The 20,797-nt window shown below is 48.8% G+C and carries 16 protein-coding genes; 6 read left to right on the forward strand and 10 right to left on the reverse strand.

Features of this window, described 5'->3' with window-relative positions; translation table 11 throughout:
* The 3 genes from folB to ABD031_RS08415 all read right to left on the reverse strand — a co-directional run bounded on the left by folB (window position 1) and on the right by ABD031_RS08415 (window position 2,355).
* Window positions 1–366, reverse strand: coding sequence for a dihydroneopterin aldolase (gene folB / locus ABD031_RS08405; RefSeq protein WP_343850293.1), 366 nt, complete (start codon window positions 364–366; stop codon window positions 1–3).
* A complete protein-coding gene (locus ABD031_RS08410; protein WP_343850294.1) occupies window positions 366–1,334 on the reverse strand; it encodes a DivIVA domain-containing protein in 969 nt (322 codons plus the stop codon). The genes folB and ABD031_RS08410 overlap by 1 nt, the downstream gene beginning before the upstream one ends.
* A gap of 100 nt (window positions 1,335–1,434) precedes the next feature.
* Window positions 1,435–2,355, reverse strand: a complete 921-nt coding sequence (locus tag ABD031_RS08415) for a WD40 repeat domain-containing protein (RefSeq protein WP_343850296.1) — start codon at window positions 2,353–2,355, stop codon at window positions 1,435–1,437.
* Between the two features lie 36 nt (window positions 2,356–2,391).
* On the opposite strand from ABD031_RS08415, the gene ABD031_RS08420 reads away from it, so the two are divergent.
* Complete coding sequence (locus ABD031_RS08420) at window positions 2,392–3,021, forward strand: 4'-phosphopantetheinyl transferase family protein (protein WP_343850298.1); 630 nt, start codon at window positions 2,392–2,394, stop codon at window positions 3,019–3,021.
* A 3-nt stretch (window positions 3,022–3,024) separates the two neighbouring features.
* Window positions 3,025–3,603, forward strand: coding sequence for a redoxin domain-containing protein (locus tag ABD031_RS08425; RefSeq protein WP_343850299.1), 579 nt, complete (start codon window positions 3,025–3,027; stop codon window positions 3,601–3,603).
* Here the strand turns inward: ABD031_RS08425 and ABD031_RS08430 are convergent.
* From ABD031_RS08430 to ABD031_RS08440, 3 genes are all read right to left on the reverse strand, one after another.
* A complete protein-coding gene (locus ABD031_RS08430; protein WP_343850300.1) occupies window positions 3,597–4,442 on the reverse strand; it encodes a transglutaminase-like domain-containing protein in 846 nt (281 codons plus the stop codon). The genes ABD031_RS08425 and ABD031_RS08430 overlap by 7 nt on opposite strands.
* 150 nt (window positions 4,443–4,592) lie before the next feature.
* Window positions 4,593–6,209, reverse strand: coding sequence for an acyl-CoA carboxylase subunit beta (locus ABD031_RS08435; RefSeq protein ID WP_343850302.1), 1,617 nt, complete (start codon window positions 6,207–6,209; stop codon window positions 4,593–4,595).
* Between the two features lie 139 nt (window positions 6,210–6,348).
* A complete protein-coding gene (locus tag ABD031_RS08440; protein WP_343850304.1) occupies window positions 6,349–7,149 on the reverse strand; it encodes an N-acetylmuramoyl-L-alanine amidase family protein in 801 nt (266 codons plus the stop codon).
* Window positions 7,150–7,210: 61 nt separating this feature from the next.
* Between ABD031_RS08440 and ABD031_RS08445 the strand changes: the two genes are divergently transcribed.
* Window positions 7,211–9,943 (forward strand): putative LPS assembly protein LptD, encoded by a 2,733-nt coding sequence (locus ABD031_RS08445; protein ID WP_343850306.1) that lies wholly within the window; start codon window positions 7,211–7,213, stop codon window positions 9,941–9,943.
* 107 nt (window positions 9,944–10,050) lie between these two features.
* Window positions 10,051–11,592 carry a thiol-activated cytolysin family protein gene (locus ABD031_RS08450; protein WP_343850308.1) on the forward strand — a complete coding sequence of 514 codons (1,542 nt, stop codon included), beginning with the start codon at window positions 10,051–10,053 and terminating at the stop codon, window positions 11,590–11,592.
* 25 nt (window positions 11,593–11,617) lie between these two features.
* Here ABD031_RS08450 and ABD031_RS08455 read toward each other — a convergent pair whose 3' ends face one another.
* From ABD031_RS08455 to ABD031_RS08465, 3 genes are all read right to left on the reverse strand, one after another.
* The gene (locus ABD031_RS08455; RefSeq protein WP_343850310.1) at window positions 11,618–14,218 is read right to left on the reverse strand and encodes a tetratricopeptide repeat protein; all 2,601 of its coding nucleotides are present in this window, start codon (window positions 14,216–14,218) and stop codon (window positions 11,618–11,620) included.
* A 4-nt stretch (window positions 14,219–14,222) separates the two neighbouring features.
* Entirely contained in the window at window positions 14,223–14,756 is a 534-nt protein-coding gene (locus ABD031_RS08460) for an ECF-type sigma factor (protein WP_343850312.1), read from the reverse strand.
* Between the two features lie 112 nt (window positions 14,757–14,868).
* Window positions 14,869–16,083, reverse strand: a complete 1,215-nt coding sequence (locus tag ABD031_RS08465; protein WP_343850314.1) for an arginine deiminase — start codon at window positions 16,081–16,083, stop codon at window positions 14,869–14,871.
* A 247-nt stretch (window positions 16,084–16,330) separates the two neighbouring features.
* On the opposite strand from ABD031_RS08465, the gene ABD031_RS08470 reads away from it, so the two are divergent.
* Entirely contained in the window at window positions 16,331–17,074 is a 744-nt protein-coding gene (locus ABD031_RS08470; RefSeq protein WP_343850316.1) for a DUF4197 domain-containing protein, read from the forward strand.
* Window positions 17,075–17,129: 55 nt separating this feature from the next.
* Here the strand turns inward: ABD031_RS08470 and ABD031_RS08475 are convergent, their stop codons facing one another.
* Window positions 17,130–18,704 (reverse strand): sulfatase family protein, encoded by a 1,575-nt coding sequence (locus ABD031_RS08475; protein WP_343850318.1) that lies wholly within the window; start codon window positions 18,702–18,704, stop codon window positions 17,130–17,132.
* 227 nt (window positions 18,705–18,931) lie between these two features.
* On the opposite strand from ABD031_RS08475, the gene ABD031_RS08480 reads away from it, so the two are divergent.
* Entirely contained in the window at window positions 18,932–20,761 is a 1,830-nt protein-coding gene (locus tag ABD031_RS08480; RefSeq protein WP_343850320.1) for a right-handed parallel beta-helix repeat-containing protein, read from the forward strand.
* Window positions 20,762–20,797 lie beyond the last annotated feature (36 nt).

Below are 20,797 nucleotides of genomic sequence, written 5' to 3' on the forward strand. Positions count from 1 at the left end.
TCAGGCAAAATCCTCGGGGTAGCAAACCGTCACAGCGGAGTATTGAACGATTCCCCCGAGTGCTGGATGATGTTTTTTTAATGTCAGTCGTACGGCTTTCACATGGGGATAGACTTCCAAAATGTCTGTAATGATCCGATGTCCGAGGTGCTCCAGCAACTTTACTTTCACATCCATCCGGGCTTTGATCACCTGGTACAGCTTGGCGTAGTCCACGGTATCCTTGAGGCTATCGTGAAGCATGGCTTCCCTAAACTCCGTTTCCAGCTCCAAATCCAAGGTAAATCGATTCCCCAGAACAGATTCCTCTGGGTAGGCACCATGATAGGCATGAAATTCTATTCCCTCAAGCGCGACCTTTCCCATCAGTCAAATTGGTCAAAGAAAGATCCGGAGGTATTTTTCGGAGCCTCTTGCTTTGGGGGATTCGGTTGGACTTCAGCTTCGATCTTCACTGGAATCTCCTCTCGGATCTCCAGATCTTCCTCCTCTTCTATCTCTTCCTCATCTGCCTCGCTCATTTCTTCCTCGGCAATTTCCTCCTTCATTGCTTCCCTCTTAAGCACTTCGGGCAGTATTTCGCCTTCTTCCTCCAGCTCGTGCTGCATTGCGGCTACGGTCTCCTGTGTCTCGTCATCCAGCCTGGCAGTAGTCATGTCCTGGCTGGATGACTCTGAGGCTGTTGTCTCCTCAGGAGATAGTGCTGCAATATTTGCCAGCGTAAAGTGATTGGAATGGCTCAATTCGTCCACCGCGCGCTGATAGGCTTTGCCATCAATTCTCGCAAAATGAGCATCCGAAAGATCTATCTGATTAAGTGCGTCTTGAGAGAGTCTCCTTAGACTTTTTACCATTGCGTCCCGCTGCTCCAGCAGTCCCTCGTAACTTCTGACCAAGCTCTGCATACTTTCGCGGATTTCCTTGATAGTGGATTTGGCCTTCAGTTCCGCCGCAGAAATTATAATCTTGGCCTGATCATCCGCGTGCTTCTGCACCTGCTGTGCGTAGTGAGTTGACTCTTTGGTCAATTGCTCGGCGATGGAATTGGCCTCGGAGATGATCTGATCCGCAGCTTCGGAGGCTTCTGTAATCATACTTGCACCGGTGTCTTCAGCAGTCTTCAGCGTACGAAAAAGTGAATCTTCTACATCCTTGAGTCTTTTAGCTTCTCCTTCGACTTGCTGAAGTTTAGACCGGAGATCCAGATTCTCTTGATTGATCTGCTCCATTGCCACACTCATTTCCTCCAGAAATGCGGCAACTTCTTTTTTTTCAAAACCTCTAAAGGCCGTTTCAAATGCTTTTTGCCGGATGGCGGTTGGGGATATCTTCATGAAAATGTCATTTTTTTTAATTACCGTCCCGATGAGTATCGGGAGAATCTCGCATGGGAGATCATTATTCCACTGTGTACAGGCCTAGAAATGCTCGATTTCATGGATTTTCAGCTTCAATTTGCCAGATAGAAATAGTCCGGTCGTCAGAGATAGACACGACCTCACCGGAATAGGAGCTCCATAATACTTTGTTGATTGAGGTACCGTGCCCTGCATTTCTAGCTTTGTCAATAACCTTCAACAATTTATGATCGACAGCGTCCCACACCTTGATAGACTTGTCCATGGAGCAGGAGGCCAGATATTTCCCGTCGTCTTTGAAAGATAAAAAATTAATGGCATACATATGTGCCACGACATTTTCGGTCAGACTGTAATGCTCGGAATCCCAAAACTTCATCTGCGCATCACGGCCTCCAGACACGAGGCACTGCTCATCTGGGGAATACCCAAGCGCAAAGACCGAATTGGTATGCCCCACAAGGCTGGCCAGCGGCTGATAGTCGTTGGCTAGGTCTAAGATCTTAATCGAGTGATCACTCAGACCGATCGCAAGGTGTTTTTTCCCCGTCGCGATCGCCATCACACGAATACTCTTGGTGCTGAGCTTGATATGTTTTTTAATCGCACGTTTTTCGGCGTCCACCACGATCATCACTCCATCACCGGTTCCGATCAGGATCTCAGTGCCAAATACCTTGATATCAAAGATCGCCTGGTCAGTCAATTTCAAGTTCCAGATTTCCTTGCTTTCGCTGAGGTCTATGGCGTGAATCCCTTCAAAATTATGCCCGATGATCAGCAGATTTCGCTCACGGTCTATGGCCAGAGCATATACGGAATGGGGTAATCGAGCGATGAGTTTGCCGTTTTTTGGTTGATCTAGATCCCACTCTACCACCATGCCATCACCGGCACCGGTATAAAAAAATCTGGGATCACTCCCCTCTGTCAGGGCGTAAATGCAGTCGTTGTGACCGGTCAGCGTATGTGATTTATTTACTTGAATTTTTGACATATATTGGACGATCACTCGGCAGCGCCCTTTTGGCCTATGCAAACAAAAATAGAAAAAATTGATTCTTCGTCAGCCTTGGCGTTGAAGATTATCGAAGCACAGGAAAACCAGCCACTGGATTTCTTGAGTTTTCGGGAAAAACTTTCGCTAGCCAACATCTCGCACCCTGAAAAAAAGAGAGAATGGGCGACAGCCCGAATCGCAATCCACGACGCCCTCGAAGCACTCCATATACCCTATCCCGGTTTCTACAAAGACGAACATGGAAAATCCCACACGATGAATGGACAGGGTTATGTTTCGCTCACACATACACCAGGATTTGCCGGTGCGATCTTCCACCGGGAGCAGCCCGTGGGGATAGACATGGATCTAGTACGCGAAAAAATCCTAAAAATCGGCTTCCGCTTTTTAGACAAGTCTGAACTGGATTTTTTGGAACAGGATCCCGCCCATTATACTATGGCCTGGTCCGCAAAAGAATCCATCTTCAAGTGTCAGGGTCGAAGGGGTGTTTCTTTTCGCGATAATATTCTGCTCGATCCTTTTGACATTTCTGCAAGCAAAATCAAGGGCAGAATCATGGGGACGGATTTTGCAGACCATCATTATAAAGTGGAAGTGAGAAAATTGGAAAATGTAATTTTGACCTATACGATTTGGTAATCCATGAAAAACCCCGCAATAGCGTTCTTTCTGATTTTGTACGTGACCTTTTCGAGTTCCGCTCAAAACCTCAACGAACTCACTGCCATCGACGCAGTCACCGGTTCTCAGAAAAATCTCAGAGATCTAGCCAGCGGCAGAGGAATCGTTTTGGTATTTCACAGCTTGGAATGTCCATTTACCAAGATGTATGAGGGCAGGCTAAAAGCACTAAAATCCTCCTTCCAAAACCAAGGATTCAACTTCGCGCTCGTCAATCCGGAGGTGGGTACCACCGCAGCGGAACAGACTCCCCTGAGAAGCTTCATCGATCAAAGCGGGCTCAACATGTCCTACCTCATCGACGCGGATCAGGCCTGGGCCAAGCAGCTGATGATCACCAAAATACCGGAAGTCATTGTTCTGATCAAGGGTGCCACCGGTTTGGAAATCGCCTACCGAGGCGCGATTGACAACAATGCCCAAGCTGAAACTGCAGTAAGTGAAAAATACTTGGAGCGGGCTTTAAATCAGATTTTGAAGGGTGAGGCGGCCACTCCGTCTCAAGTTCGAGCCGTGGGTTGCAACCTGCGAACTTACTGATTTTCGAGAATCGCAATCATCTCGCGTATCTCCTCTACCTTGTTGGCTTCGCCGAGCTTTTCGAAGGCATTCCCCAGATTTCTTAATGCTCTGAGGACAATATCCAAGTGGGCACACGGCTCAAAAAAATAGTCCATCGGCTCAATTTTCAGGTGCTCCAAGTAGTTGAAAATATCTTGTCTGCTAAAAATCAAGCCCTTATTAAAGGCGTTGATGTAAAATGTAATGTCGGCTGACTTATATGTAAGCACGAAAAGGTTGGGAAGATTCACTCCGTAGATCGGCAGACCAAGCTTCTTAGCCACCAGTAGATAGATAGCGCAGAGGCTGATCGGATTCCCCCTTTTGGTATCCAAAACCGTGGAAAGCATGCTATTGCCCGGCGAGTGGAAATTTTTTGTGTTGGCCGAAAAACGCAGGGTATTGAACAACACGTTGTTGATGATGCGGATCTGATCGTACGGCTGCAAGTCATTTTTGAAAGAAGTCCACATTTCAAAGTAGATCTGATGCATCTCGGCATTGAGCTTCGCAAAGTCCAAATCCGGATATTGATAGGTGTTGATGATCCAAAGTCCAGTCAACAGGTCCCGGTCTTCGGTGTCTCTCCACTCTTCCAACCGACTTTTCACCAGCGAAAACTGCAAGTCGTGAACCAGCTCCTCGATTTCCTTTTGGACTTCAGGGTTGAAACTGGCCTCCCACTTTTCCTCCAGAAAGGGAATAATCTCCGCGCCCAAAGAGATGATCTTATCCCGCACGTGGCTTTTCACCTCGTAATCAGGGTCATCCAATAGAGACACCAACGCGTCTAGCTGGGCTGTAGTCAATTCACTCATACCTGTCTGATTGGTGTGGTTTAAGTTACTAAAATATGTATTTTCTCCTTGCTCGATCTTAAGCCATCTATACGAAAAAAGTCAAAAACGACAACAGTCTTCAGCCATCGGATCTAAAAACTTCCTTCAGGTTTTTTGCTCTCAACCCTTTCAGGTCTGAATGACGCCAACGTTAAACCTCTCCGTAATCTGAGCATGGTTTGCCGCTTCGATTCCCATGCTGATCACCTTTCGAGTCTCACGAGGGTCGATCACCCCATCAACCCAAAGTCGGGCGGCAGCATAATAAGGACTCAGTTGCTCCTCATACTTTTGAGTAATCTCTTCGAAAAGCTGATTCTCCTCTTCCTCTGAAATCAGTTTCCCCGACTTTTTAAGAGAGGAAACTTTGATCTGAAGCAAAGTCTTGGCTGCGGATACGCCGGACATGACGGCCATCTGTGCCGAGGGCCAGGAGAATATCAGTCTTGGATCGTAGGCCTTGCCGCACATCGCATAGTTGCCTGCTCCGTAAGAATTTCCGAGGATAAAGGTGAATTTTGGTACCACTGAATTGGCCATGGCGTTGACCATCTTCGCGCCGTCTTTGATGATGCCGCCATGTTCCGCTTTGGAACCAACCATGAAGCCACTCACGTCTTGCAGGAAAACGAGCGGAATCTTCCGCTGATTGCAGTTCATAATAAACCGCGCAGCCTTGTCTGCTGAATCCGAATAGATCACGCCGCCCATCTGCATCTCGCCTTTAGCGGTTTTTACAACTTTTCGTTGATTGGCCACAATCCCAACTGCCCAGCCTTCGATCCTGGCAGTGCCGCAGATGAGAGTCTTGCCGTAGTCTTTTTTGTATTCATCCAGCGCTCCTTCGTCCACCAATCCGGCAATAACCTCTAACATATCGTAGGGTTTGACTCTTTCCAGTGGAAAAATCTCCAGCATCTGATCACCGGTAATCCCAGACTTTTGAGCTTCGATCCGATCAAACCCGGCCTTGGGATTCTCCCCAAGCGTTGCAAAAATCCTCCGAATCGCATCCAAGCAATCCTGATCGGAATCGTATTTATTGTCGGTGACACCGGAGATCTCGCAGTGGGTGGTCGCTCCTCCGAGTGTTTCGTTATCCACTGTTTCGCCAATCGCCGCCTTGACGAGATATGACCCCGCAAGAAAGATGGAGCCTGTTTTATCCACTATCAGCGCCTCGTCAGACATAATCGGCAAGTAAGCACCGCCGGCCACACAACTGCCCATGATCGCCGCTACCTGTACGATGCCCATCGCTGACATCTTCGAATTGTTTCGAAACTGACGGCCAAAATGCTCCTTGTCCGGAAAAATCTCGTCCTGCATCGGAAGGTACACTCCGGCACTGTCAACCAGATAAATGATGGGAAGGTGGTTTTCCATAGAAACTTCTTGCGCTCTTAGGCTCTTCTTGGCTGTCATGGGAAACCAAGCTCCTGCCTTCACAGTGGCATCGTTGGCCACGATCACACACATCCTTCCGCAGACGTAGCCTACACCCGTGACTACTCCTGCTGAAGGACAGCCTCCCTCGTCCTCGTACATTCCATCCGCAGCAAAGGAGCCGATCTCCAGAAACCTGGATTCTGAATCTATCAAGTATCCAATTCGCTCCCGCGCACTCAGTTTCCCCTTTTTATGCTGAGAAGCAATTCGCTTTTCTCCTCCTCCCAACTCCACAATAGCGGTTTTCTGCTGTAGTCGGTCGAGTAATTCCTTCCAAGTCGAACTGGTTTTTTCCATGCTTTAGTTGATTAGTCTATTTTGGGTGTTTGAGAATTTAACTCCGAGTACGTCCGAAAAGTTAGAAAGCTAAGATACAGAAAAGCCCTTTTCTTCGCAGAAAAGGGCTGAAATGCTTGGCGCACAAATAAATCGAATATCAATTGATCTCGATCTGCTCTTTATATTCTTTGATGGATCGGTAGATTGCCGACGCCATGTATTCTTTTCCGGCTTGGCTCATCAGGAATTTCTCTTCTTCGGTATTTGAAAGAAAACCGAGCTCTACCAACACACTGGGCATCGACGGCGTCCAAAGGACATAAAATGGTCCTTGCTTCACGCCCCTGCTTTTGCGTCCAACCCGGTCTCTGAATTGTGTTTCGATATGATCCGCCAGAGTCAGACTGTTGCCAATATAGGCTTTGGACATGAGGTTAAACATCATATATGATTCCGGGGAAGTCGGGTCGAAACCTTCGTAATTTTCCTGGTAGTTTTCTTCCAAAAGAATCACCGAGTTTTCTCTTTTGACGATGTCAAAATTGGCTTCGAAATGTTTGGTCCCCATCACAAATGTCTCGGTTCCATAGGCAGATTTGTTGGCCGCTGAATTGGAATGGATAGAAACAAATAAATCTGCTTTGTTGATGTTTGCAATTCGAGGTCGTTCTTGAACAGTCGGAAAACTGTCATCGTCTCGGGTGTAAATCACCTCCACGTCGGGCAAATTTTCCTTGATGTATTTACCAACCAGAAGCGTAACTGCCAGGTTGATGTCTTTTTCACGGGATTTGGAACCGATATTGCCGGGATCTTTTCCTCCATGTCCCGCATCTAAAACGATTTTTTTCATCCGAAACGCCGGCATCATCGTTTCATTGGAGACAAATCCACCGAAGAGAAAGGGAATCGCAATAAGAAAACTTAAGAGAATTTTTTTGTTATTGAACCGTTCCATGAGGGCAATCGAATTAACTTTACGCAAAATTTCAACAAAATTAAACAAAGCGCAAGCAGCAGTGTCGGGTTTCAGAATCCTTTTTCTAATTATCTCAGGGCTTTGGATTTTCCCGCAATTGGCACTGGCGCAGCGACCTGCTCAGCCCAAGAGGGAGAAGGCACTAGTCCTTCCTGATACGCTGACTCCTCCGCCCCCTAGTCTCCTTCTTCCCGACAGTCTCGTTTCCAAGGCTGACACTTTGATCAACTTGGATTCGGCAAAAATTATGCCCACAAGCGATATCCAAACAGAGATTCTGTATTTCGCTGAAGATAGCATCGTCACAGATTTCTTGGAAAACAAAGTGTACCTCTACAAAAACGCTTGGTTTGAATATGGTCAGATGAAACTCGAGGCGGATCGGATCGTAATCGACTGGAAAAACTCGGAACTCTATGCTACCGGTGTTACCGACAGCGTGGGGGCCGTCACGGGCAATCCGTTTTTCACCGACCAGGGAACATCCTATGAGATCCGAAAGGAGATGCGGTACAACTTCAAGACCCAAAAAGCGATCATCAAGGATGTGGTCACCGAACAACAGGATGGCATCCTACGTGGAGAAACAATCAAAAAAACCGAGGATGGCAGTATCTATCTCGACCACGGCTATTACACCACCTGTAAGCTGACTGACCCACACTGGCATATTTCTTCCAGAAAAATCAAGGCAGTTCCCGGCAGCCAAGTCGTATCCGGGCCTTTCAACCTATATTTCAATGGAATTCCGACGCCACTTGGACTTCCTTTTGGATTGATCCCAGACACCCCAGAAGAGAAAGCCTCCGGAGTGATCTTCCCCCGCTATGGAAAGGAACAAACCCGTGGAATATTCCTGCAGGACTTGGGGTATTACTTTGCGATCAACGATTACATCCACGCCAGGGTCACTGGAGACATCTACTCCAAAGGAGGTTGGGGATTGAAGTCTCAAGCGGTTTACACCAAACGCTATCGATTTAGCGGTGGTTTCAATGTGGATTTTCAGAAGTTCAAAAGCCCGGAAACGGAACTCAACCCCGTCGATTACAACACCTTCCGAGTGCAGTGGAACCATACTCCTGTTAGCCGGGGCACTAGTCGATTTTCAGCATCGGTGAATGCAGGTTCGACCAGCTATTTTAACAATGTAGCGAGCCAAAACAACTTCAACAACAACGTGACGGCTGACCTCAACTCAAACGTCTCCTTCTCCAAGACCTTTTCGGGCACGCCTTTTTCCATGTCGGCCAACTTCAGACATTCCCAAAGTGTGCAAACCGGAGAGGTAAGATTAGACTTGCCGACCATCGCAGTGAATATGAACCGACAAAGTCCGTTCAAAAACCTGAAATTTGAGCCGCTCAAAACACTGAATGTGGCCTATAATTTTAACATGCAAAACACGATCTCCAATAGGATTCAGCAGCAGCTTGGAGTTAACAACCCCGAGATCGGCACAGGGCCGGAGATCATCGATTTTACGGTAGATAACTTAGGTTTGCTCCTGAAAAACGCCAACAACGGCGCAAGAAACACGATCCCTCTTTCTTCCAACTTCACACTTTTCAACTATTTCACCGGCACCGCCTCGGTCAACTACAACGAACTTTGGTACCTCCAGCGGATCAACTACTACTACAACCCTACCGAGGAACGCGTAGATCGAATCGTCGAAGATGGTTTTAACAGGGTCGGATTCTACAACAGTTCGTTTGCGATGAATACCAACTTCTACGGCTTCTACAATTTCAAGCCGGGCAACAAGATCCAAACCATCCGACATCACATTGCACCGACTTTCGCCTTCAACTATACCCCTGATTTTTCCGACCCTGCCTATGGATACTATCAAGAGGTGCAGGTAAATGAAGAGGGAGATGTACAGCGGTTTTCCAGACATCAGGGATTTGTGTATGGGGGTGCGCCATTGGGAGAATCCCGTGCATTGAGTATAGGCATACGAAACGTCTTGGAGGCAAAAATCCTGAACCTGAAAGACAGCACCTCCGAAAACGCGACGAAAAAAATCCCGCTTCTGGAATCCTTCAACCTCAACACGGCCTACAATTTTGCAGCAGATTCCTTTAAGCTTGCTCCATTCCAGATTTCTGCCAGAACTAGTTTTTTTGAGCGCAAAGTCTCTGTCAACCTGACCAGTACCATTGATCCTTATGCCGTGGAAACCAGCCAGGGAGAAAGCGGCTTAGAGCTCTATGACCGAGTTAACAAATTTGCATGGACGCAGGGTCAGGGCATCGGGATGATCAGAAATGCCTCACTCAACATGAACGCTTCGATCAATCCCCGCAGCGGACAGACTCCCGGCGAGGTTAGGGACGAAATCACTCAAGACTTCATCCAGCGAGGTGGGGTGATGAATGAATTTGCACAGAACGAAATCAACCGGATCGTCTCTGATCCGAGCCAATACATCGATTGGGAGATCCCCTGGAACCTGTCGGTCGGGTACAATCTAGCCTACACCAAGCAGATCAACAACAACCAGAATATCACGCAATCCATGAATTTGAGTGGGGATTTGTCCCTATCGGAAAAATGGAAGGTCAACTTCAACACCGGATTTGATTTCCAGGCAGCAGAGATCACGCAGACCATGATCGGTATCGCGCGAGACCTCCACTGCTGGCAGATGAATGTAAACTGGGTTCCCTTCGGAAAGTTCACCTCTTACAGCATCGATATCCGGGTAAAATCCAGCCTCCTCCAAGACCTTAAAGTATCCAGAAGGAGATCCTTCTACGATTTTTAAACCGTCCTGAAAGCCCCAAATCGGGCTTTTGAAAAAAAAACAATTTCCGATTACCACTTTGGGAGGACTTTGTCGCCTATAGAATTACAACCAAAATTCTATTCGCCATGAATACTTCACACCAATCCAGCAGGAAGTTTTTTTTAGTCTTCGCTCTCTCGCTTTTTGTCGTAGCCTGCGATATGCAGGGAGACAAAGAGGATCCCGTCTTGATCTCACCAGATGCAGAAAGCATCTCCGACTACCTGCAAAACTTCAACTCGGGAACGAACGACATCCTAAATGTCCAGGATATTGCCGGCTCCTCCCTCAGGACGGAAACAGGCAATCGGGTCAGCAGCACTCCCATCAATGGAGGAACCAAAGAATGCAGGGTAGTCACCTACGACCTCAAAAACAATTTTGAAGACATCGCCATCCTCCGCCCCACCAACGGAATCATCTACCCGGGGGCATTGGTCGTAGCCGATGCAGCGACGCTAGGCGGCCTCCCCACTCCCGCCAGCGTGGACCGGGCCCCGATGACGCTGCGCATCGACCTCCCGGGGATGGGCCAAAACGGGACGTTGAAAGTCGAAAAAGCCAGCAACTCCAGCGTGCAGGAAAAGATAGATGAAGGGCTGGAATGGTGGAACGCCAACGCCTATGAGGAGGGATATGTTAATGCAGCCAACTCAAGCTACGTCGCCCGCACCTCCTACAATTCACGCCAAGTCAGCATGGATCTGGGCATGAACGTGGAATGGGCCCAGGGAGACGTCTCCACCCAATTCAGCTATGAATCCAATTCCACGGAGCGAACCGCAATGATGGTATTCAAGCAAGTCTTCTACTCCGTGTCCATGGATCCACCTTCCAGCCCCGGTGCAGTCTTCGGTCCGGATGCCAGCCTGAGCGAAGTGGAACAAAAATTTGGGGCAGACAGTCCCCCAGCCTATGTCCAGTCGGTGAATTACGGCCGCATCATCATGTTTCGGATGACGACCACAACCAGCTCTACCGATGCCGAGCTCGAAGGGGCAATGAACTATGCCACCGGAATCACCAATGTATCCGGAACCTTGGAATCCAAGTACAAGCAGATCCTAAACACCTCCAGCATCACGGCAGTGACGATAGGCGGCAATGCCTCCGTCGCTTCGGAGATCGTCAGTGCCAAAAACTTCGCCGATCTCAACTACATTATCACCGGGGACAATGCGGTCTATTCCAGAAACAATCCCGGAGTACCGATCTCCTACAAGCTGCATTTTCTGAAAGACAATACCACAGCCAAGCTGGGCTACACCACCGAATACAAGGCTGAGACCTGCGAGGAGAGAAAACACGCAGCCCAAGAGGTCACACTGAACAACAAAAATGGATTTCTCGGCGTGGATGTCCGCTTTATCATCAGCTACAAAATCATGGTAGATGGCAAACAAACCAGCGGAAACGTCGGAAGCGGCGACATCAAAACCAACACCAAAGCCGTACGGACCATCCCTGCCGGTGCCTTTGGCATTCGCCTCTCGGTCGAATACCAAGACGGGCTAAAATGGAAATTTCTCGAAGACAAGACCTACAGCAAGCCGACGAAAATTTGCCTGGAAACCACCCAGAACATTACCCGGACAAAAATCTTCCTGGAACAAGTGTCTTGCAATTAAGCATCTGCCCCAAGGGTTTTTCCGCCTAATCCTTGGGGGCACTTGTTGCTCCGACGCCCGAGACTCCTTTCAGTTCGTCGAGCTTCTCGTAAGCGAGGGCTAGGCTCTGATTTACTTGGGCAAGCATCTCCGGGTTTTGCATGGGCTCGGACTCCGAGGTGGAGCGAGCCTTCTTCAGTAATTCTATGGCGGTAGGATAATCTCCCATTGCGAGCAGGCACTCCCCAAGAGCCTGTTGGCTTTGGGCGATGTCCTGATGTCCAGCAGGCAATTGGGCTTCTCGGATTTCCAAGGCCTCCTCCAGATAACGCTTGGCCAGTTCGAAGTGTCCTTCTTTTTGCGCCAGCAGCCCCAGCTTTTCCCTGGGCGAGACCCTCCGAGGGTCTTCGGCAGGAAGCAGTCGGTCAAAACTCTCCAGACTCACCAAATAGGCGGACCGGGCTTTTTCAAACTCTCCCGCGTCAAAATAGGCATTGCCCACGCTTCCGTGCAGCGCACCGTAGTAATAATGCTCCTTGCCCAAGATAGAATCGATGATCGCAATCCCTTCTTCATAAAGAGGAACGGCTTCAAGTGGCCTTCCCAAACCGATGTAAGTCCTCCCAAGGTTTCCCATGCTGGCTACTACTTCCACATGGTATTTCCCAAGGATCGCCCGCCGCTGTTCCAGCGATTCCTGCACGTAGCCCAGGGCTTTTTCATAATCTCCCAGAGATTGATAGAGAGACGCGAAGTAATTGTAGGAATAGGCGATCTCCAGATGAGGTTCTTGGAAAAGTTGCTTTTTCATCGCCAAAGCCTCCAAGAGAAAGCGCTCAGCATCTTCCCAATCCTCCATCTTTCGGGCCGTCGCACCTTTCATATGCAGCAGACTCGCCAGTTGCAGGTGCGGAGGCTCATACTCCTTTCTGGCGAGGATTAGCCCCGCACTCAGTGCCGAATCAGCGCGATCAAAATCTCCCCTGTCATACAGACAGCTCCCATATTCGAGCAAAGCATCCACGAGACTAGCCCGGACGTCCTCTCCCATATTTTTCAGCCGGTTCACTGCTTTCTGGGAGAAAAATACCGCCGAGTCCAAGTCCCCAAACATAAAGTAGGAAGAAGAAAGATTTACCTCATTGGCGGAAAGCGTCTCCACGGAAGCACTCGGCAGCTTCAAGTTGATTCGATAGGATTCCTGGGCCAGCTCCATCCCTTTCTCATACTGGCCCAGACTGAGGTAAATAGGTGAGATGCGGGAAAGCATATCAGCATACAGAGCCGGATCATCTCCGAGATTTTTGGAAAGGTTTTCGACGCCTTGATTCAGCAGCTGCACGGCGGTGAGCGTATCCGCTCCTCCGATATTTGGATCTGCGGCAGAAAAGACATCCGTGATCAAAACCGTGATCTGGTTGGCGCGCTTGGCCTCCGCCTGGGCGATATTGCGCTGCTCCCGAAGCTGAGAGGTATAGAAAACCCCCATTGCAAAAAATAACAGGATGGCCGAACTGACCACTGCCACCACGTTTCTGTTGCGGCGAACGTACTTCTGGGACCGATAGGCCCAGGATTTGGGGTGTGCAGCGACAGGATAATCATTGCGAAAATCATTCAAATCACGGATCAATTCATCCACCGAAGCGTACCGATCCATGGGATCCGGCTCCATGGCTTTTTTGGAAATCAGCTCCAGATCTGCCGCGAATGGGACTTTCTCAAAATCTGGCGAAAGCCTAAAAGGTAATGTTCCCCCCTCTAGAACGGCATTTTTTAGTCGTCCGGGATCTTCCAGATGAGGCTGAAAAGGATGGTGATTGCTGAGCAGTTGGAAAAGGATCACGCCCAAGGCATAGATATCCGCGGCTGTGTTGGGCTGATTCCTCAAAATCTGCTCGGGAGCGGCGTAGGCTAGGGTAAAACTCCCTTCCTGCTGCGGACGTTCGTCCAGCATTTGCGATACCCCAAAGTCCAGCAGCTTCACCTGCCCGACGTCATTGACGATGATGTTCTGCGGCTTTAGATCCAGATGGGCAATGAGAGACTGGTGGGCGTAGCGGACAGCTTGAGCTACCTCTCCAAAAAGTCTCAGCCTGGCAAACAGCCCCAAGCCCTTGTCCCGGCAGTGATCGAGGAGATTTTGACCCGAAACCCACTCCATGGTAAAAAAAGGGCGTCCGTCCTCGGTAAATCCCCCATCGTACAGCCGGGCAATGAAGGGATGGTTCAGCTTGGCAAGAATCTGCCGCTCCCGCTCAAAAAAACTTCGGGAAGCCGGATGGATTAGCAAGGGCCTCATCAACTTGATCGCCACGGCCTGATCAAATTGTCCGTCGATCCGCTGGGCGCGGAACACAGTGCCCATAGCTCCCTGCCCGATAAGTTCAAGTAGTTGAAATGCGCCGATTCTGCTTCCAAGGAGTTGATGGTCATTTTCCAGGATTTGGAGGACATCGCCGGGCTCCCTTTGAAAAATCGGATGGGACTCCTCATCCGCGGCCAGGAGTGACTGCAAGTGCCCAACGATCTCGGGATCATCCCGTGACATAAGCTCCATGCGCTCGGCTTTCTCCGGTTTCGAAAGTTGCGTCAATTCATGGAAGAGTTGCTCCAGCTGCTTCCACCTCGCCTCACCAAGTCTCATACGCTCAGCTTTTCAGTTCTTTGCTCAGCCAGGCTTTGGCCAATCTCCAGTCTCGCCTGACCGTATCGATGGACACCTCCATCATTTCAGCTATTTCCGCATGCTTGTAGCCCCCAAAAAAATGGAACTCCACTACCCTACAGTGCCTGTTGTTCATCGACTTGAGTCGATTGAGGGCTTCGTTCAATTGCAGAACCTGCTCAGGAGTAGTATATACTGCTTGATTTACCGCACCATAGGTCAATTGAATCTGGTCTCCTCCCCGTTTTAACCTCGATTTCTGCCGGGCGTAATCCACCAGAAACCTGCGCATCACGATGGCCGCAATAGCCATAAAATGGTTTTTGTCCTCAAATCCATCCGGGAAGCTCTCCATCTTCAGGTAAGCTTCATGGACGAGCGCAGAGGTGTCCAATGTCGCCGCGTGGTACTCATACCTCAGCTTTTGATGCGCCAACTTGGACAGCTCTTCGTAGCATTTGAGGAAAAGCATCCTGCTGCGGGAAAACTCGGAAGGACTTGATACAGCATATCCCATTTTCGATCCAAAATCACTATTCAAAAAACAACCTGCTCACCCAGTCGGGCAAGTCTTTCGGCAACAAGCGATTAAACAATATAAGATAAAATCAACAAAGTCCTCCTGATAATCAACCCCTTGCCCGGCTCAGCGGCATAGTCATGCATCTGGGGCCACCTAGACCTCTACTTAATTCGGACGAAGGAATCTCCAGCACCTCCACCCCCATGTTGCGAAGAGCCCGGTTGGTGTGGATATTTCTGTTGTAGGAAATCACCCGTCTCGGCCCAATAGCAAGGACGTTTGCCCCGTCAAACCATTGCTCTCGCATAGCATAGTCAGAGTTGCCATCACCTGTACTCAAGATCTCCAAATGGGGAATTTCACGGGACAAAACGGTCAGCAGCGACTCTTTCAATACCTCTCGTTTGATATTGACCTTGTCGCCATTGGCATCCTTCAATGTATAGAGTGAGGTCTGCAAGACGGCATTCAAAGCATCGGGATAGGTCAGCACAAGGTTTTCGTCCAAGACCGTGAACACCGTATCCAAGTGCATGAACTGACGTTTTTTAGGAAGGTGAACCTCATAGACCCGTTTGACTGAGCCCTCTGCAAGCAGTGCTTTTGCTGCATGATAAATCGCTTTCTCTTCCGTCCGCTCAGAGTTGCCGATCGCGACCGCTTCATGGGAAAGGATAATCACATCTCCTCCCTCTATACTGGCAGGAGAGTCATGCCCCTCAATCGGATAAATCGAATTGATGTGATCTTTGAAGTCAGGATGGTTTTCGAAGATGATCCGAAGTAAATCGGCCTCGCGCTGTCTGCCTTCCATCTTCATGGAGGAAAAAATAATTCCGCCCGGCGTCAAGGCCATCGGATCACGCTGGAAGTAAAGATTTGGGCAGGGCGGGATCGCAAAAGCAAAATCGTACAACTCGCCGGCATTGAGCTTGGGTAGCTTCCGCTTCAACTCATGAATCTTCAGACCTGCGGTCAAGATACCCGCACATTCAGCCGTAGAATAACGCACTAAAATATCCTCCGCAATGTGGGAAAGGCCAGATCTTTTCAACGAATCCCTCAGCAGTCTGAGCATAATTTCCTTGTCATAGAGGACGCGGATCAACAGCTCCCGCAATTGGTACACCTGCGCGCCGGTCGAATCTCTGATAAGGCTCGAAAAAATATCATGCTCCCGCTGAAGCGCCTCCAAATACGGAACATCCTCAAAAAGCAAGAACTCTTTGTTGTAAGGTGTCAACCGATCGATTTCCTTTCCCGGCCGATGCATCAGCACCGCCTTGAGGGTTCCAAATTCTGAATTCATCCTAAGATTCATGATTTCTATGTTTTCAAAAAAAGTGATAATTTTTTAAGATATTCAAAATATAAATTTTAGTATTTTAAATTATTCACAATAAAACACTCATTTCTTTCAATAATTCAAGTTATTAAAAAAAATCGGTTTCTGGTTGACATGAAAAGTTTTTGATTGAGAATGACTTGAACCGCACAATTACCCGCCCGTTTCAAATCAAATGGCACAGTTATTTCGTTGTCCTACTGATCACCTAAAAAAAAACTTCATGTCCTCATTTCAAAAGCTCGGCCTATGCTGCATTTTGACTTTATCACTTTCCCTTCAATCCTGCCAGTCCACGGCTCAAATCAATAAACTGCTGGAAAAAGCAGGTCAAATCACCGGAAACCCAAGCACCTCCGAAATTACCATGGGCCTCAAAGAAGCCTTGGAAAAAGGGACAGGAATCAGCGCTGACCGACTTTCCCTCACTGATGGCTACCTGAAAAATCTGGACGTCAAAATATTCTTCCCTGAAGAAGCCCAACAGGTTGAAAAAACACTCAGAAGTCTTGGTTTAGGCTCGATGTGTGATCAGGTAATCACGAGTGTCAACCGTGCAGCAGAAGATGCTGCGCAGGAGGCAAAACCTATCTTCACCGCTGCGATCAAGCAGATGAGTTTTAAAGATGTGCAAAATATCCTGCTAGGGGAGCAAAATGCCGCTACCACCTATTTCAAATCCACCACGACGGATTCTCTTTCGGCCAAATTCTCTCCCATTGTCGACACCAGCTTGAAGAAAGTCGATGCCACCAAGTATTGGAGCGACGTCATGACTCGATACAATAAGGTACCCTTTGTGAAAAAAGTCGACACCGACCTCACCGCTTATGTGACGGGCAAAGCAATCGACGGACTGTTCATCGAAATCGCCAAGGAAGAGCTTAAGATCCGGGAAAGTGTGGGAGCGCGGACTTCTCCCCTGCTTCAAAAGGTCTTTGGCTATGCGGAAACTCAGAAACCCTAAAATGAGGTAGCAGAGAAGCCGGACTCACCTCCGGCTCTGCCCTGCGAAAACCAGCTTATTGGAGAGCCCATCGGGCGTGCTGTATGGTATCAAAACGAACTTCTACGTCGTTGGCCCGTTCCCTCCCATTCCTGCTCGTTCCTCGCTCCACTACAATGCGCAGTTCCTGTTCCAACTTCGCTGCAATTTCAGGATGGTCTTCCAAAAGATTCTTGGTCTCCGAAGGGTCTACATTCAGGTTATACAGCTCAACTTTCGCGGCTTTCCCTCTGGACAGCTGTACGCTTTTCTCCGGCAGCAGGTAAACAATTTTCCACCCTTCTTCATTTCGGAACGAAAATTCTCCATGTACGGAATGGCTAACCAAGCTACTTCTCTGCGAGCCTGACTTCTCACCCAACAAGACCGGCAAAAAGCTAAAACTATCTTCCGCTTCATCAGAGCTCGGGGAGTCGCCCCGAATCAGCTCCTGAAGCGTCGCATACACATCAGTCTGGCACAGCAACTGATCACTGGAAGCCCCGGCCTGCACCTTTTTATCCCACTTTACGACGAAAGGAACGCGATGCCCGCCTTCCCAAATATCTCCCTTGAAACCCCGATAAGGCCCACTGGGGAAATGGCCAGCTTCCAACAGCTTGTCTAAATCGGTGTAGTAATTATGTCCATTGTCTCCGGTGAACAGCACCAACGTGTTTTCTGATATTCCGGCTTCCTCGATTGCATTCAACACTTCTCCTACCGACCAATCGGTCTCCATCACGAAGTCCGCAATTGGCGCGATGCCGCTTTTCCCTCTAAATCTATCAGAAGGAGCCACCGGCTCATGTGGAGACGTCATGGAGAAATAAAGGAAAAATGGTTTTTCGCTTTTGCTCTGTTCGTGGATGTAATCCACCGCCCGACGAGTCAATTCTGGTAAAATCTCCTCAAATTTCCAGTTTGGCGCCATGGGCATATCGTCAAATATCGGAGGCAAAAACATCCCCTCAAACTCCTCTTTTCGATATCGAACAGTCGGCTGTATATAAATCCTTTCATTTTCAATAAAAGTAAAAGGGGGGAAATTGGGCACATCGGTTCCAAAGTAGTAGTCGAATCCATGCGCTGTTGGCCCTCCCAAAATCGGCTTGCTGTAGTCCCATTGAAACTTCCGCAACCCATTTCCCTCTGCCAGCATTTGGCTGGTCTGCTCGCCGGGCCAGTTCCATCCCAAATGCCATTTCCCAATACAGGCAGTGGCATAGCCACTTTCCCGAAGCATTTCTGGCAAGGTGCTTCGTCCTTCTTCAATCAGCGGTGGCTCATAGCTGGCCAACACCCACTCCTGCAAGGGGGTCCGCCAATTGTATCTGCCAGTGAGAAAGCCATACCGCGCCGGGGTGCATACGGCAGAGCTGCTGTGGGCATCCTGGAACGTCATCCCTTCTCGCACCAGCTGATCTAGATGGGGCGTGGGAATCTTGTTTTGGGGATAAAGAGCCTGGATATCTCCTACCCCAAAATCATCTGCCAGAATCACCACGATATTGGGTTTTTGAGTTAGCGTTTGACCCCAAGTCCAAAGACATGCATAGCAATTCAAAGTCATGCTTAAAAAGAGATAATAGGAAAGCTTGGTCATGTTCATGGTCAATACGTTTACATCGATTCGCAACAGTCAAATCCCAACCAAAAAGCATTATTCGATTCCCTTTTGACTAACACAGGTCTGGCTTTCAAATCCATTCACAATCATCTGGAAAAACACTTTCGATCAGCAAGCAATTTGATGGAAAAAATTCATTATTTGGCCATTTGCCCTAATAATATTACATTCGATTTCCTCATCTGAACAGCATCCCTCCTACCCAAAAAATGCTCAAAATCATTTTAATGCTTTCGGCGACATTGGTCACGATCAGTCTTTTGGCCAAAGAACTTCATGTCGCCAAAACTGGAAGCGACGCCAATCCCGGAACATTCGAATTACCCTTTCTGTCCATCCAAGCTGCCGCAGAAGTAGCCATGCCCGGTGATGAGATCATCGTACATGGAGGAATATATAGAGAAAGGATCAACCCACCCCGCGGCGGCACCTCCGACAGTAGCCGAATAGCCTTTCGCGCAGCAGTGGGTGAAGATGTAAAAATCAAAGGATCAGAAGTGGTCACCGATTGGGAGCACACCGGAAATGGGGTTTGGACAGTCACTCTTCCCAACTCATTTTTTGGAGACTTCAATCCGTTCGAAGATACGCTTTGGGGAGACTGGTTTTACCACCAGGGAAGACTACATCACACCGGGGCAGTTTATCTCAACGGGCATTGGCTGAGGGAGGCCGAAACGAAAGCGGAGGTCTTGGCCTCGAGCTCGGAAAATCCCCGGTGGTTTGCTATCGTAGACGGAAAGGAAACGAGTATTTGGGCGAATTTTGGAGATAAAAACCCCAATGAGGAGTTAGTCGAAGTCAATGCTCGGCAGGCGGTTTTCTATCCGGAGAAAGAGGGAATCAACTACATCACTGTCAGGGGCTTTACACTCGAACATGCCGCCACTCCCTGGGCTCCCCCTACCGCGGAGCAGATCGGACTGATCGGAACCCATTGGTCCAAAGGATGGGTCATCGAAAACAATACCATCCAATATAGCACCTCAGTGGGCCTTACTCTCGGCAAACACGGGGACGAATGGGACAACCTAGCCGCAACAGCCTATGGCTACACCCTAACAATCGACCGGGCCCTTCAAAAAGGCTGGTCCAAAGAAAACATCGGCAGCCATATCGTCCGAAAAAACCACATCCTACACTGCGGTCAAGCTGGAATCGTAGGCAGTATGGGGGGAGCGTTCTCCACGATAACCGAAAACGAAATCCACGACATCTATTTGAATTGGCCATTTGGAGGATTGGAAATGGCTGCGATCAAACTGCATGGCCCCATTGACACGGAAATCAGCCACAACCACATCTACAAAACGGGGACCTACGGCATCTGGCTCGACTGGATGAGTCAAGGCACCCGGGTCACGGGAAATCTGATGCACGACAACATTTTCGATCTCTTTGTAGAGGTAAACCATGGTCCCTTTCTGGTGGACAATAACATTTTCCTTTCCGAACTTGCCTTGCGCGAATCCAGCGGAGGCGGAGCCTATGTCCACAACCTTTTTGCGGGAGAAATTAGAAGACGAGCCGAAAAAGTCCGGGAGACACCTTACCATCAACCGCACAGCACGGATATCATCGCGCTTTCCAAAGTAATTGGGGACGACGAGAGGTTTTACAACAACCTTTTTTCTGGAGATAAAGGACTTGCCATGTTTCAAGAAGATGCCGAAAACATCCAAGCCGCCGGGAATGTATATCTGGGAAACTCTCTTCCAAGCGGAGCTGAAAAAGATGCCTTGATTTTGGATTCCGTGCAGCCTGAGCTGGTCTTGGAAAAACGTCCCGATGGCTGGTGGCTCCTCACGAATCTGGCTGCGAAAACATTTAAAGACGCCAAAACCATGCCGATAGGCACTTCGAACTTGGGCACAAGCATGATCTCCAAAGCCCGATTTGAAAACCCGGATGGTTCCCCGCTACAGATAAACCTCGATTACTTCGGAATCGAAAGAAGTCCTAAAAGACCATCTGCAGGCCCCTTTCGCATCATAGATGAAAATACCACTATCCAGAAGAGGGTCTGGCCGAGGGAATAAAAATCCGCAAACTTCTTTTCACTCGTAGAAATATCC

Origin of the sequence: Algoriphagus jejuensis, assembly GCF_039523455.1 — a bacterium.
GTDB classification, from domain to species: domain Bacteria; phylum Bacteroidota; class Bacteroidia; order Cytophagales; family Cyclobacteriaceae; genus Algoriphagus; species Algoriphagus jejuensis.

Excerpts from the sequence above, each read along its gene's own strand:
- folB (WP_343850293.1), bottom strand. The coding sequence starts at position 366 with ATGGGAAAGGTCGCGCTTGAGGGAATAGAATTTCATGCCTATCATGGT.
- ABD031_RS08410 (WP_343850294.1), bottom strand. The coding sequence starts at position 1,334 with ATGAAGATATCCCCAACCGCCATCCGGCAAAAAGCATTTGAAACGGCC.
- ABD031_RS08415 (WP_343850296.1), bottom strand. The coding sequence starts at position 2,355 with ATGTCAAAAATTCAAGTAAATAAATCACATACGCTGACCGGTCACAAC.
- ABD031_RS08420 (WP_343850298.1), top strand. The coding sequence starts at position 2,392 with ATGCAAACAAAAATAGAAAAAATTGATTCTTCGTCAGCCTTGGCGTTG.
- ABD031_RS08425 (WP_343850299.1), top strand. The coding sequence starts at position 3,025 with ATGAAAAACCCCGCAATAGCGTTCTTTCTGATTTTGTACGTGACCTTT.
- ABD031_RS08430 (WP_343850300.1), bottom strand. The coding sequence starts at position 4,442 with ATGAGTGAATTGACTACAGCCCAGCTAGACGCGTTGGTGTCTCTATTG.
- ABD031_RS08435 (WP_343850302.1), bottom strand. The coding sequence starts at position 6,209 with ATGGAAAAAACCAGTTCGACTTGGAAGGAATTACTCGACCGACTACAG.
- ABD031_RS08440 (WP_343850304.1), bottom strand. The coding sequence starts at position 7,149 with ATGGAACGGTTCAATAACAAAAAAATTCTCTTAAGTTTTCTTATTGCG.
- ABD031_RS08450 (WP_343850308.1), top strand. The coding sequence starts at position 10,051 with ATGAATACTTCACACCAATCCAGCAGGAAGTTTTTTTTAGTCTTCGCT.
- ABD031_RS08455 (WP_343850310.1), bottom strand. The coding sequence starts at position 14,218 with ATGAGACTTGGTGAGGCGAGGTGGAAGCAGCTGGAGCAACTCTTCCAT.
- ABD031_RS08460 (WP_343850312.1), bottom strand. The coding sequence starts at position 14,756 with ATGGGATATGCTGTATCAAGTCCTTCCGAGTTTTCCCGCAGCAGGATG.
- ABD031_RS08465 (WP_343850314.1), bottom strand. The coding sequence starts at position 16,083 with ATGAATCTTAGGATGAATTCAGAATTTGGAACCCTCAAGGCGGTGCTG.
- ABD031_RS08470 (WP_343850316.1), top strand. The coding sequence starts at position 16,331 with ATGTCCTCATTTCAAAAGCTCGGCCTATGCTGCATTTTGACTTTATCA.
- ABD031_RS08475 (WP_343850318.1), bottom strand. The coding sequence starts at position 18,704 with ATGAACATGACCAAGCTTTCCTATTATCTCTTTTTAAGCATGACTTTG.
- ABD031_RS08480 (WP_343850320.1), top strand. The coding sequence starts at position 18,932 with ATGCTCAAAATCATTTTAATGCTTTCGGCGACATTGGTCACGATCAGT.